Origin of the sequence: Pseudomonas sp. LBUM920 (assembly GCF_003852315.1) — a bacterium.
Taxonomy (GTDB): domain Bacteria; phylum Pseudomonadota; class Gammaproteobacteria; order Pseudomonadales; family Pseudomonadaceae; genus Aquipseudomonas.
The window spans coordinates 1,190,849-1,203,866 of the sequence record NZ_CP027762.1 but is presented as its reverse complement, the minus strand read 5'-3'; the positions used below and the strand labels follow the sequence as shown (position 1 = coordinate 1,203,866).

The window sequence follows — 13,018 nt, the reverse complement described above, 5'->3', positions numbered from 1 at the left end:
TTCTTGTTCTCTAAAGCATGCCGATGCTTACGGAGTGATTGCGTTGCAGCCGTCCACCCTCGTTGAAGTTCTGTACAACGACCATCACCACTGGCTTACCGGCTGGTTGCGACGCAAACTCGGCTGCCCGGAAAGCGCGGCTGACCTGGCCCAGGACACTTTCATCCGTGTACTTACCGCGCGGGACGCGCCAATGCTGATCGAACCCCGCGCGTTCCTCACCACCGTGGCCAAGCGCGTGCTGTTCAACTTTTATCGCCGTCAGGACCTGGAACGCGCCTACCTCGACGCACTGGTGCAGATGCCCGAACACGTAGCGCCGTCGGAAGAAGAACGCGCAATCATCCTGCAGACCTTGCTGGAGCTCGACCAACTGCTCGACGGCCTGCCCGTTCAGGTCAAACGCGCCTTCCTGCTGGCCCAACTCGACGGCCTGACCTACGCGCAAATCGGCGCCGAGCTGGGTATCTCCATCGCCACCGTCAAACGCCACCTGAATAAAGCCGCCATGCGCTGCTACTTCGCCCTATGAACTTCTCCACGCAAGTCGCCGAACAAGCCGTGCACTGGTTGATGGAAATGCAGCAAGGCGCACTCAACCCGCGCCAGCAAGCGGCCTGGCAGCAATGGCTGGACGCCCACAGCGAACATCAACGCGCGTGGGACCACATCCAGCGCGTCAACCAACGCCTGCGCGGCATGCCCTCACCCTTGGCGCACGCGGCCTTGAACGCGCCGAAAACCAGCAGCCGGCGCCAGGCCCTCAAACTGCTGCTGATCCTCGGCGCCGGTTCGGCCGCGGCCTGGAGCCTGCGCCAGCAACATATTCTGCCGCCGCTGAGCGCCGACTACCGCAGCCCCGTGGGCCAACGACGCAAGGTGCAGCTGGCCGATGGCAGCCAGTTGCAGCTCAACACCGGCAGCGCTGTGGATGTGCATTTTGACGGCAGTCAACGGTTGGTGCGCTTGCTCGAAGGCGAGATCTTGCTGACCGCACGCCCCGGCGATACGCCGCTGCACGTGCTGACCGGCCAAGGCCTGCTCAGCAGCCAGGCGGCGCGGCTGAACGTGCGTCAGTTCAACGACCATACGCAACTGGCAGTTTTCGATGGCCATGTCGCGGTAATGCCCAACCACTACAGCGGCCTGCCGCTGACCGTCGAGGCCTCGCGCCAAGTCAATTTCACCCGCAAAGGCTGGGACACCCCGCGCCCGACCGACGCCAACAGCGGCGCCTGGGCCGACGGCATGCTGGTGGCCGCGCACATGCGCCTGGACGATTTCCTCGCCGAGTTGGGTCGCTATCGCCGAGGCCAGATCAATTGCGACCCGCAAGTGGCCAACCTGCTGCTGTCCGGCAGTTACCCGCTGGATGACAGCGAACGCATCCTCGACCTGCTGGAGGTCAGCCTGCCGGTGAAAGTACGGCGTTTTACCCGCTACTGGGTGACCGTCCAGGCACGCGCGTAAATTATTTTAGAAAATATGAGCCGTTTTCCACACCTCGCGTGACAGAGAAGGAAAGCCACCTTGATCCTACCTTCTCAGGACCGCCCTTCATGCCCCAGCAACCGACGCTTCTTGCCCGCACCTTGCGCCAACTCCTACTGGGCGCCAGCCTGAGTCTTACCGCGCTGCCCTCTGTAATGGCCGCGGATGCCAAGCCTTACCACATCGCCCCAGCAACCCTGGAAGCCGCGCTGAACCAATTTGGTCGCGAGGCGGGCGTGCTGATTTCGTTCGGCTCCCAGGTCACAGCGGGTATGCAGAGTCGGGGTTTGTCGGGCAATTACAGCGCCGACGAAGGCTTGCAAAAACTCCTTGAAGGCACCGGCCTGCAAGCGCGCGCCGAGGGCGATAACGCCTACAGCCTGCAACCGGCCAGCGCCCCGGCCACTCTCCAATTGCAAACGTCAAACGTGGTCGGCGACTGGCTCGGCGATGCGGCGCAAACCAACGTGTTCGAACACCCTGGCGCGCGTGATGTGATCCGCCGCGACGAGTTCGAGCGCCAGGGTGCCACCCAGGCGCGTGACGTGCTCAACCGCATTCCCGGCGTCAACGCCCCGGAAAACAACGGCACCGGCAGCCACGACATGGCGCTGAACTTCGGCATCCGTGGGCTCAACCCGCGCCTGGCCTCGCGCTCCACCGTCTTGATGGATGGCATCCCGGTGCCCTTCGCGCCGTATGGCCAACCGCAGCTGTCCTTTGCCCCAATCAGCATGGGCAACATGGACGCCGTGGACGTGGTACGCGGCGGCGGCGCGGTACGTTACGGCCCGCAAAACGTCGGTGGCATCGTCAACTTCGTGACCCGCGCAATCCCGGACGCCCCCACCGTCAAAGGCGGCTTGCAGACCGAGACCAGCCCGTCCTCCAGCCATGATGGCTTCAAAACCACCGGCAACCTGCTGGCAGGCGGGACGGCTGACAATGGCCTGGGCGGCGCCATTTTGTATTCCGGCACCCGTGGCGGCGACTGGCGCGAAAACAGCAACACGCGCATTGACGACTTGATCCTCAAAGGCAAATACCAGTTGGACGACGCCAACAGCTTCAACGCCATGGCGCAGTACTACGAAGGCCAGGCCGATATGCCCGGTGGTTTGAACGTCAAGGACTACAAGGCCGACCCATATCAGTCCACCCGCCCCTACGACAAATTCTGGGGCCGCCGTACGATGTTCAACGCCGGTTACCGCTACCAGGAAGACCGCCGCGAATTCACCGCCAACACCTTCTTCACCACCACGTTGCGTAATGGCTATCTGGATCAGGGCAACTTCCTTTCGCTGTCGCCGCGCGAGTACTGGGTACGCGGCCTCGAAACCCGCTTCACCCAAGGCTTCGACCTTGGCCCCACCAGCCACGAAGTGGGCATCGGCTACCGCTACATCAACGAAGCCGGGCACGAGTTGCGCTACCGCACGCCGATCAGCGCCAACCAGCAACTGCCCGACACCAACAGCCGCAACGACCGCGACACGCGTGGCGCCACCGAGGCCAACGCGTTTTTCGTCGATGACCGCATCGATATCGGCAAGTGGACCATCACCCCAGGTATCCGCTACGAGATGATCGAGTCCCAGCAGACCAACAACCTGACCAACGTCAAGTACAAGGGCGACTACAACACCGCGCTGCCGGCGTTGAACGTGCTTTACCACCTGACCGAAGACTGGAACCTCTACGCCAACACTGAAGGCTCGTTCGGCAGCGTGCAGTACAGCCAGATGCCGAACCGCGTAAGCAGCGGCGAAGTGAAACCGGAAAAAGCCCGCACCTGGGAACTCGGCACGCGTTATGACAACGGCACCCTGCGTGCGGAAATCGGCGCGTTCCTGATCAACTTCGACAACCAGTACGACAGCAACCAGATCAACGACTCGGTGATCGCCCGCGGCGAAACGCGCCATCAAGGCATCGAGTCGAGCCTCAACTACGCCCTCGACGGGCTAAGCCCGGCGCTGGCCGGTTTTGACGTGTATGCCACCTACGCCTACGTCGACGCGACCATCCGCGAAGACGGCCCGAACAAGGGTAATCGCGTGCCCTTCTCCTCCAAGCACAAAGGCACCGTGGGCGTCGGTTACACCGAAGGTCGCTGGAAACTCAACCTGGACAGCAGCTACCAGAGCAGCCAGTTCGCCGACAACGCCAACACCCAGGCGGAAAGTGCCGACGGCAGTACCGGACGCATCCCAGGCTACATGCTGTTCAGCAGCCGCGCGGCGTACGACTTCGGCCCACAGCTGTCGGATTTGAACGTGGCAGTCGGTGTGAAAAATATCCTCAACAAGCAGTACTACACCCGCTCGTTCGACGATAACAACAAAGGCAAATACGTCGGTGAGCCGCGCACGGTGTATGTGCAGACGTCCATCGCGTTCTGATTGCCTGAGTCATAAAAGCACCGGCCAAGGACTGGGATCTTACAAACAACGCAAACCCCTGTGGGAGCTGTCGAGCCCCGGCGAGGCTGCGAAGGCGGCGGTACAGGTGCTATCCAAGGTGCCTGACCCACCGCTTTCGCAGCCTCGCTGGGGCTCGACAGCTCCCACAGGGGATTTGTTTTTGTCAGTCAAACCTCGGTTCACAAAAGCATCTCGCACGTACAAATATCGCCCGCAATAGAGATCAACTGTGGGAGCTGTCGAGCCCCGGCTCACAAAAGCATCGCGACAAGTACAAATCTCGCCCGCAATAGAGATTAACTGTGGGAGCTGTCGAGCCCCGGCGAGGCTGCGAAGGCGGGGGTACTGGCGCTATACAAGGTGCCTGACCCACCGATTGTCGCAGCCTCGCTTAAGCTCGACAGCTCCCACAGGGGATCGGGGTTGTTGGTCAGGGTCAGCTACCCGCCAGGCAACTTGGGGTGCCGGCGACCAGGGCATCGATTGCGCAACGCGTCTTCGCCGGCATGTGTGCGGCCGTGGGCCAAATCACATGGATCGGTGCAGGCTGGTCGCGGTGGCTCGGCAGGACCGCTTGCAGTTGGCCGCGCAGCACATAGTGCGCAATCAACCAACTCGGCAGCCAGGCCAGGCCCACGCCGGCGATAGCGGCATCGGCCACGGCCTGGAGGTCGTCCAGCACCAAAGGCGATGTCATCCCCGAGCGATACAAATTGTTGCAACGGTAGGCAATGCCTCGGTGGCTGGCGAGGTCATCAATACACTCAATTGGCCCGACACGTTGCAAGTACGCCGGTGAGGCGGCCAACCCCACGGACTGCTCGCCCAAACGGCGTGCGCTCAGGCGGTCGGTGTCCGGCAGCGGGCCAATGCGCACGGCCACGTCGAAGCCTTCCTGTGCCAGGTCTATCAGCCGGTCAGAGAACGAGATCTCGACCTCTAATTGTGGATAACGGTCCATCAAGCCCCACAAAGCAGGCGCCGCGTAGTGGTGACCAAACGCCAGCGGCAGGCTCGCCCTTAACCGCCCACGCGGCTGTTGGCGGCCACTCTCCAGCACCGACTCGGCGGCTTCCAACTCGGCCAGTGCGCGCAAGCAATGCTCGTAGTACGCCTGCCCGTCTTCGGTCAGACGCTGGCGGCGGGTGGAACGCTGCAACAGGCAGGTGCCCAGGCGGGCTTCCAGTCGCGCCAAACCTTTACCCACCGCAGAGCGCGTGAGGTTGAGCCGCTCGGCGGCCTCGGTCAGGTTGCCGCTTTCGACGATCTGCAGAAAGAGTTCAACGCCATCAAAACGCGGAGTGGCCATGATTCTATTGTCGCTCTTGATTCCCTTATCAAAGGAAAACTTATCACGAATAAGGAAATCTGTTCCCGCGAGAATAGGGTTTCACTCAACCGTAAGGAACACCCCATGCCGCCCGCCGCCGCTGTATCGGCCGTCAGCGCTCCGCGCACCGCCAGAGATAGCCTTGCCCTCACCGCCGTCTGCCTCGTCGCCCTGATGTTTGGCCTGGAAATCTCCAGCGTGCCGGTCATCCTTCCCACCCTGGAACAGCAACTGGGCACAGGTTTTCAGGATGCCCAATGGATCATGAATGCTTACACCCTGGCCTGCACCAGCGTATTGATGGCAGCCGGCACACTGGCTGATCGCTTTGGCCGGCGACGCATGCTGGTGCTGTGCTTATGGCTGTTTGGCCTGGCCTCGCTGGCATGTGGCCTGGCAAACAATGCATCCACGCTGATCGCAGCGCGTTTTGTTCAGGGCGTGGGCGCGGGCGCGATGATGATCTGTCAGTTCGCGATTCTTTCGCACCAGTTCCGTGAACCCACGACGCGTGCGCGTGCCTTCGCGATTTGGGGCGTGATCGCGGGCGTGGGCCTTGGCTTCGGGCCGATGGTAGGGGCGTTGATTCTGGCAATCGCGGACTGGCGCTGGGTGTTCCTGGTACATGCGCCGCTGACATTGTTGACCTTGGTACTGCTGCGCATCAGCGTGCAGGAGTCGCGCGACCCGGCCGGCCATCGTCTGGATATTGCGGGCATGCTGACCCTGACACTGTCGGTGTTCGCCCTGGTCTACTTCATCACTCAGGGCAGCGAGCATGGTTTCGGCTCACCGGCCATGCTGGGCTGGGCGGGCTTGTCGCTGATGGCGCTGCTGCTGTTCATCGCTGTCGAGCGCCGCAGCACTCACCCGATGTTCGATTTCTCGGTGTTTCGTATTCAGCGCTTCAACGGCGCCTTGATGGGTTCGATTGGCATGAACTTCAGCTTCTGGCCGTTCATGATCTACCTGCCGCTCTACTTCCAGGCGGGCCTGGGCTACGACACCATGACCACCGGCGGCGCCCTGCTCGCCTACACCTTGCCCACCTTGCTGGTGCCGCCGCTGGCTGAACGCCTGGCCCTGCGCTATGGCGCCGACCGCATCATCCCGCTGGGCCTGGGCCTGATGGGTGCGGGTTTTATGGCCATGGCGGCGGCCAATGGCGCCGAACATCCGAGCGTCGTACTCGTGCTTTTCAGCTGCGTGACGGCTGGCGTGGGGCTGGCACTGACCAACTCACCGACCACCAACACCACCACCGGCTCCGTCTCGGCCGACCGCGCGGGCATGGCCTCGGGCATTGACCTGAGTGCGCGACTGATCACGCTGGCACTTAACATCGCGCTGATGGGCCTGGTGCTGTTGCTCGGCATCGGTCATCACCTCTCTGGCCTGTTGCCCGATGCCACGGCCCTGGATTGGCCCGCGATCAGCCAGAACATCGCTGCAGGCAAGTTGGACACGCCGATGCTCGCACCCGCAGATGCCCAGGCGGCCCTGCGCCATGGCGCCGGTTGGGCGATGCTTTTTGCCGGCATAGGCGCTTGCGGATTGGCGTTGTTGAGCAGGTATTTCTTTCGACGCGGCAGCTAAACAAAAACGGGCCTGCAGATGCAGGCCCGTTTGATTGGATTGAAAAAACACTCAGCTATCAGCCGTTAAGCGCAGCCTGTTCGTTTTCCAGAAATTCCTCTTCGAGTTCGGCCTCGTCGGCCTTGGTATCAGGCAGAGCTTGCCCAGCGGCGCGTGGTTTGCCGCGTAACTTTCCGTACAGATGCTCCAGCGCATGCTCAAGCTTGGTGGCTGCGCCATCAATTGCCTGTTCCAGGGTGTCGGCCTTGTGCAATACCGACAGTGGTTGATGGCCCTTTGGCCGTGCTTCCAGGCGGCAACTCAAATCGTGGGGACCAGGCTTGTCGCCATTCTCGTCTTTCAGGTAGACCTCGACGCGGGTCAGGTCTTCTTCGTAACGTTCGAGCGTGCTCTCAATGGTAGTACGTACCCACTCCTCCAGTCGGATGCTGCTTTCAATATGGTTATCGCTATTGACTTGGATTTGCATAGTTCTTCCCTTATTTCAGCTAGCTCGCAGGAGGTCACAAACTGCAACACCGGGGTGGTGAAACCATGACCTCTTGTTTACACAATTGAGCACTCAGAAGAACAATTCAACCCCTTTGCAAAGATAAATTCCATATTACGAATTAAGCCTGACGACGAGCAAAAACGCTGTTAGGGTGGGGAGTTAGTTACATCTTCTTACGCTTAGCCAACCTTACAATTGCCCCTCTCCCAACGGGTGCAATCCGCGAAAAATCCCCGCTTCCTCCACCAGCCAGTCATGCACCGCGCGTACGCCCGGATGGCTCAGCGCGCCCGGCGCATACAGCAGCACGTAGCGTTTATGGTTCGGCACCGCGACGCCGAACGGGACGATTAAAGTGCCACGCTCCAGCTCGTCATTGAGCAAGGTTCGCCGTGCAATCGCCACGCCCATGCCGGCAATGGCGGCCTCGATGGTCAAGTGATTGCGGTTGAACGTGTGCCCACGCCGTACATCGGCGTGGTGATAGCCGATGGCATTCAAGTAAAACTCCCACTCAGCGTATTCATAACTCCCACGCCAGGCGGTTATGTCGTGCAACAGCGGAAAATGCACCAGGTCGGCCGGGCCATGCAGTGGCGGACGCCCACGCAGCAAGCTGGGTGCGCACACCGGGAAAATCTGCTCATCGAGCAAGGCTGTGGATAACAGCCCGGGATAGCTGCCGTCGTTCAAGTCGATGGCCAAGTCGAAATCGCCCTCATGCAGGGCGACGCTGCTGTCTTCCGCGACCATGCGCAGTTGAATATCCGGAAACCGTTGCTGCAGACGCGGCAAACGCGGGGTCAGCCACTTACCGAGAAACGAAGGGATGGAACGCAAGCGCAAGGTGCCGCTGATCATTCCCGCGTCCAGCCGCTGCAACTCGGCATCAATGCTGCCGTAGGCCTCGCCCACCGTCGCCGCCAGCCGCTGCCCCTCGGCGCTCAGCTCTACGCCGCGCGCGCGTCGGTGAAACAGACGAAACCCCAAACGCTCTTCCAACTGGCGGATCTGTTGGCTCACCGCCCCCGGTGTGATGTGCAGTTCTTCGGCGCATCGGGTGAACGACAAATGCCGCGCAGCACAGGAAAAAACGTGCAACCAGACATACGTCTGGCCATGAAGGGGCCGAGTCATAGGGTTTAGTCCTGCTAAAGGGTGTCTTAGGATAATTCGTTGGTCAGTGCCGTTCCAGAGGCTCAGTATCGCGCCAATTCCGCTCGTCCTACAAAACATGGCAGCGATTCCTACTCCATTACTTGTAAGGCTTTAGCATGGCTATCAGCGTTTTCGATCTATTCAAGGTGGGCATCGGCCCGTCCAGCTCCCATACCGTCGGCCCGATGCGGGCGGCGGCGACCTTTGCCCAGGCCCTCACCGACCAACAATTGTTGAGCCAAACACGCCGTGTCGAGGTGCGCCTGTACGGTTCGCTGTCTGCCACCGGTGTCGGCCACGCCACCGACCGCGCCTGTGTGATGGGGCTGATGGGCGAATGGCCAGACAACGTCGATCCCACCTCGATCAATGCACGTATCCAGCAATTGCGCGAAACCGGCCAACTGCTGCTCGCAGGTAAGCAGGCCATCGCCTTCAACTGGCACACCGACCTGCTGCTGCTGGAAGAAAGCCTGCCCTACCACCCCAACGCCATGTCCCTGCACGCCTATGGCGACAACGGCCTACTGAGCGAACAGACCTATTACTCGGTGGGCGGTGGTTTCATCATCGAAGCGGCCGAAGCCGCTTCCGGCATTGCGCCGACCAGCGATGTTGAATTGCCCTACGACTTTTCCAGCGCCGTCGAACTGCTGGCCTTGTGCAACAAGCACGGTCTGCGGGTTTCCGAACTGATGATGGCCAACGAACGCGCGTGGCGCAGCGATGAGGACATCCGCAGCGGCCTGCTGCACATCTGGTCAGTCATGCGCGAATGCGTGGAGCAAGGCCTGCGCGATGAAGGCATCTTGCCGGGTGGCCTGGACGTGCCACGCCGCGCGGCGAAATTGCACCGCAGCCTGTTGGAAATCGGCAAGCCGAATGTCATCACTTCAACATTGTCGGCAATGGAATGGGTCAACCTGTTTGCCCTCGCCGTCAACGAAGAAAACGCCGCTGGCGGGCGCATGGTCACTGCGCCAACCAATGGCGCGGCGGGGATCATCCCGGCGGTGCTGCATTACTACATGAAGTTCAACGCCGACGCGTCTGATGACGATGTAGTCAATTTCTTCCTGGCTGCCGCCGCCGTCGGCATCCTCTGCAAGAAAAACGCTTCGATCTCCGGCGCCGAAGTCGGCTGCCAGGGCGAAGTGGGTTCCGCCTGCGCGATGGCCGCTGCAGGTTTGGCCGATATCCTCGGCGCCACCCCGGAGCAGCTGGAAAACGCCGCCGAAATCGGCCTGGAACACAACCTCGGCCTGACCTGCGACCCGGTCGGCGGCCTGGTGCAAGTGCCGTGCATCGAGCGCAACGCCATCGCCGCGGTCAAGGCGATCAACGCCACGCAAATGGCCCTGCGCGGTGACGGCAAACACTTCATTTCCCTCGACCGGGTGATCCGCACCATGCGCGACACCGGCGCCGACATGCATGACAAATACAAAGAAACTTCACGGGGCGGCCTGGCGGTCAGCTGGGTGGAGTGCTGATCGGAGCACTGCAACCCGTCCTAAACGTGAGCCCGCGCAAAAATAATAACGAGGCAATATCGATGACCGATGTACGTACACCTGCTGCTGAAAATCCCGCTGTCGCAATAGAGACCACCGTTACCAAAGGCTGGACCAAACACGACACCACCTGGATGCTGGGTCTCTACGGCACCGCCATCGGCGCGGGCACCTTGTTTCTGCCGATCAATGCTGGCGTCGGCGGCTTCTGGCCGCTGATCGTGCTGGCGCTGCTGGCTTTCCCGATGACCTTCTTCGCTCACCGTGGGCTGACGCGCTTTGTGCTGTCAGGCAAATCCGGCGACATCACTGACGTAGTCGAGGAACACTTCGGCGTCGGCGCCGGCAAGCTGATCACCTTGCTGTACTTCTTCGCCATCTTCCCGATTTTGCTGGTGTACAGCGTGGCGCTGACCAACACCCTGAGCAGCTTCATGGAACACCAGCTGCACATGGCCCCGCCGCCTCGGGCGATCCTCTCGCTGGTGCTGATCCTCGGCCTGATGGCCATTGTGCGCTGCGGCCAAGGCGTGATCGTCAAAGCCATGAGCGTGCTGGTGTACCCCTTCGTCGCTGCCCTGCTGTTGCTGGCCGTGAGCCTGATCCCCAACTGGAACGGCGCATTCTTCGCCTCCGCCAGCGAAGGCATGCCGCTGCCGATATTCTTCAAGACCCTATGGCTGGCGATCCCGGTGATGGTGTTTTCCTTCAACCATTCGCCGATCATTTCCGCCTTCGCTGTCGACCAGAAACGTGTGTACGGCGCCCAGGCCGAGCGCAAGAGCAGCGGCATCCTCGCCACTGCGCACGGCATGATGGTGCTGACCGTAATGTTTTTCTGCTTCAGTTGCGTGCTGGCCTTGTCGCCGGCTGACCTGGCGGCTGCCAAAGCGCAGAACATCTCGATCCTGTCGTACCTGGCGAACCATTTCCAGACGCCGGTGATCGCCTACGCCGCGCCGTTGATCGCGCTGGTGGCGATCACCAAATCATTCCTCGGCCATTACATCGGTGCCAGCGAAGGCTTCCAGGGCTTGATCGTCAAATCCCTGCGCGGGCGTAACCGTACGCTGTCGTCCAAAGGGCTGGAACGCTGCACCGCGCTGTTCATGGTGCTCGCCTGCTGGGCCGTGGCCACGTTCAACCCAAGCATTTTGGGCATGATCGAAACCCTGGGCGGGCCAATCATCGCGTGCCTGCTGTTCCTGATGCCGATGTATGCGATCCGCCGCGTGCCTGCTCTGCGCCAGTATTCGGGCCAAGTGTCGAATGTGTTTGTGGTGGTGATCGGGCTGATTGCGCTGTCTGCGATCGTTTTCTCTGTGTTGCCCTGAAACAAAGCACTGACCTCAAGAACCACGCAAAACAAATGTGGGAGCGGGCTTGCTCGCGAATGCGGTGTATCAGCCAATAGATACTTGGCTGCAGGACCGCATTCGCGAGCAAGCCCGCTCCCACATTGAGATTTCACTGGCTCTGGGCGCTATACGGCACGGCCCTTGCTGTACAGCTATTGAGGAAAACGGACCTTGTGAAAACCTCAGCGACGGAGTGGCCGGTGGTCAGGCAACGCGAACTAATCCAGACACCGGTCGTCAATGACTGCATGTTCTTATCAGGCGGTAACGCACCATGGACAATCCTTTTCAGATCATCACCGACACCTTTACGCCCAAATACCGCGTCAACCTGAGCATCCAACGGCTGGATGGCAGCATCATGCTCACCCTCTCGAACGAGGATGGCGTGGTCGCCAAACGCATGATCAGCGCCGAACAGCGCAACGACCCGCAACGGCTCAAACGGCTGGTGCAAAGCATTCAGTTCGGCATCGCCATCGAGCAGGGCCACAGTGCCATGGAGATTCTGACGGTGATGACGGACGGCGACCATAAACTGCTGCAGCAACCGCCCGCTCGCGCCCTGCCCTTCAGCGTCGGGCTTTAAAGCTCGCCCTTCTCGGTTTCCAGGCTCGCCTCGCCTCTGCGACGCGGGCCTTCGACTTTCACCGAAGGAAATGCCGACGAGGCGTAGCGCACCACCAGGATCGAGAATGCCAACAGCAAAATCCCGCCGCACAGGTAGATGATGCCGATGTCCGGCGGGTTGTGGTGGGAGACGTTGGAGATCAGCAGGCGCGTCAGCGCGGTGATTGCCACGTAGATCAGGAAGCGCACCGGCATGTGGTTGGTCTTGAAATAAATCCCCACCATCGCACCCAATTCCAGATAGATGAACAGCAGCAAAATGTCATCGATCTTGATGTGCCCGGTTTCCAGCATCCCCAGAAACTCCATCACCGCCGCCCACGCGGTCACCGCACCAATGGCGAACAGCGCCAGGTAGTGGAATGTCTCGACAAACAAATTACCCAGCGACTCAGCCAGCCCATGGACGTTCTGGCGCAGTTTTTCGGCCCAGTTGATTTTCACGATGATGCTTCCTTAGGTCGGCTCGACCGGATAATGCGATTTGGACGTGACGGTTGTTCTGCATGCAGAAAAAAGGCCAGACAGTAGGAGTTGAGATGGTGGCCGCGTGATATGAGACACAAGGTCGTCACAGGTAAGGCGCCAGCCTCGACTACGTGCACCTCGCGGCAGTGCTCAATGCCTATTTCCCGACTACATTAAAAAACTGCTACCCAAACCCCGTGGTTTGGCTTACCCTTTTCGCTGTATATAAATACAGTAGTCGCAAAAGACAACTATCGTGAAGGCATGTGAGGTGGTGAATGGCCGTCGAAGTGGTATACCGCAGCAGCCGAGATCTGGAGCGTTTGTTCATGGATAAAGCCGAAGCTGACCGTCATGACAAAATGCTTGAACTCGCTGAGTTGCTGGCAGAAGTGTTGCAAAAAGCCGTGCCGTCCCTGAGCGAGCAGCAGGTGGAAGAAGCCGGGATCTACATGGCGAAGAATCGCGATGTATTTGCCAAGGCGTTCAAGAGCCAACCGGACGCATTGTCCGAGTTGCTGAACCCAACGGCGGAATAAAGCCCGAATTGAACA

General features: G+C 60.5%; 12 protein-coding genes. 8 read left to right on the top strand and 4 right to left on the bottom strand.

The genetic code is table 11. The annotated features are described in order from the left end of the window. The first annotated feature begins 43 nt into the window (after window positions 1-43). From C4J83_RS05405 to fecA, 3 genes are all read left to right on the top strand, one after another. Window positions 44-532, top strand: coding sequence for a sigma-70 family RNA polymerase sigma factor (locus C4J83_RS05405; RefSeq protein WP_124416508.1), 489 nt, complete (start codon window positions 44-46; stop codon window positions 530-532). Continuing rightward, the gene (locus tag C4J83_RS05400; RefSeq protein ID WP_124416507.1) at window positions 529-1,470 is read left to right on the top strand and encodes a FecR domain-containing protein; all 942 of its coding nucleotides are present in this window, start codon (window positions 529-531) and stop codon (window positions 1,468-1,470) included. The genes C4J83_RS05405 and C4J83_RS05400 overlap by 4 nt, the downstream gene beginning before the upstream one ends. A gap of 89 nt (window positions 1,471-1,559) precedes the next feature. Then, window positions 1,560-3,896 carry a TonB-dependent Fe(3+) dicitrate receptor FecA gene (gene fecA / locus C4J83_RS05395; RefSeq protein WP_124416506.1) on the top strand — a complete coding sequence of 779 codons (2,337 nt, stop codon included), beginning with the start codon at window positions 1,560-1,562 and terminating at the stop codon, window positions 3,894-3,896. Window positions 3,897-4,353: 457 nt separating this feature from the next. Here fecA and C4J83_RS05390 read toward each other — a convergent pair whose 3' ends face one another. After that, entirely contained in the window at window positions 4,354-5,226 is an 873-nt protein-coding gene (locus tag C4J83_RS05390) for a LysR family transcriptional regulator (protein WP_124416505.1), read from the bottom strand. 105 nt (window positions 5,227-5,331) lie between these two features. Here C4J83_RS05390 and C4J83_RS05385 point away from each other — a divergent pair, with 105 nt between their 5' ends. After that, window positions 5,332-6,843: an MFS transporter gene (locus C4J83_RS05385; RefSeq protein ID WP_124416504.1), complete on the top strand. Its 1,512-nt coding sequence runs from the start codon at window positions 5,332-5,334 to the stop codon at window positions 6,841-6,843. A gap of 58 nt (window positions 6,844-6,901) precedes the next feature. Here the strand turns inward: C4J83_RS05385 and C4J83_RS05380 are convergent, their stop codons facing one another. Beyond that, the gene (locus C4J83_RS05380; protein ID WP_106579487.1) at window positions 6,902-7,312 is read right to left on the bottom strand and encodes an HPF/RaiA family ribosome-associated protein; all 411 of its coding nucleotides are present in this window, start codon (window positions 7,310-7,312) and stop codon (window positions 6,902-6,904) included. A 213-nt stretch (window positions 7,313-7,525) separates the two neighbouring features. Beyond that, on the bottom strand, window positions 7,526-8,473 hold the full coding sequence (locus C4J83_RS05375) for a LysR substrate-binding domain-containing protein (protein WP_106579488.1): 948 nt from the start codon (window positions 8,471-8,473) through the stop codon (window positions 7,526-7,528). Window positions 8,474-8,610: 137 nt separating this feature from the next. On the opposite strand from C4J83_RS05375, the gene C4J83_RS05370 reads away from it, so the two are divergent. The 3 genes from C4J83_RS05370 (at window position 8,611) to C4J83_RS05360 (ending at window position 11,955) form a co-directional block, all read left to right on the top strand. Next, window positions 8,611-9,987, top strand: coding sequence for an L-serine ammonia-lyase (locus tag C4J83_RS05370; RefSeq protein WP_124416503.1), 1,377 nt, complete (start codon window positions 8,611-8,613; stop codon window positions 9,985-9,987). A gap of 62 nt (window positions 9,988-10,049) precedes the next feature. Continuing rightward, window positions 10,050-11,342, top strand: coding sequence for a serine/threonine transporter (locus tag C4J83_RS05365; protein WP_124416502.1), 1,293 nt, complete (start codon window positions 10,050-10,052; stop codon window positions 11,340-11,342). A 298-nt stretch (window positions 11,343-11,640) separates the two neighbouring features. Beyond that, entirely contained in the window at window positions 11,641-11,955 is a 315-nt protein-coding gene (locus tag C4J83_RS05360; RefSeq protein ID WP_106579491.1) for a DUF3509 domain-containing protein, read from the top strand. Here the strand turns inward: C4J83_RS05360 and C4J83_RS05355 are convergent. After that, entirely contained in the window at window positions 11,952-12,440 is a 489-nt protein-coding gene (locus C4J83_RS05355; protein ID WP_124416501.1) for a phosphate-starvation-inducible protein PsiE, read from the bottom strand. The genes C4J83_RS05360 and C4J83_RS05355 overlap by 4 nt on opposite strands. Window positions 12,441-12,742: 302 nt before the next feature. Between C4J83_RS05355 and C4J83_RS05350 the strand changes: the two genes are divergently transcribed. Next, on the top strand, window positions 12,743-13,003 hold the full coding sequence (locus C4J83_RS05350) for a YebG family protein (RefSeq protein ID WP_016974596.1): 261 nt from the start codon (window positions 12,743-12,745) through the stop codon (window positions 13,001-13,003). Window positions 13,004-13,018: the final 15 nt, after the last annotated feature.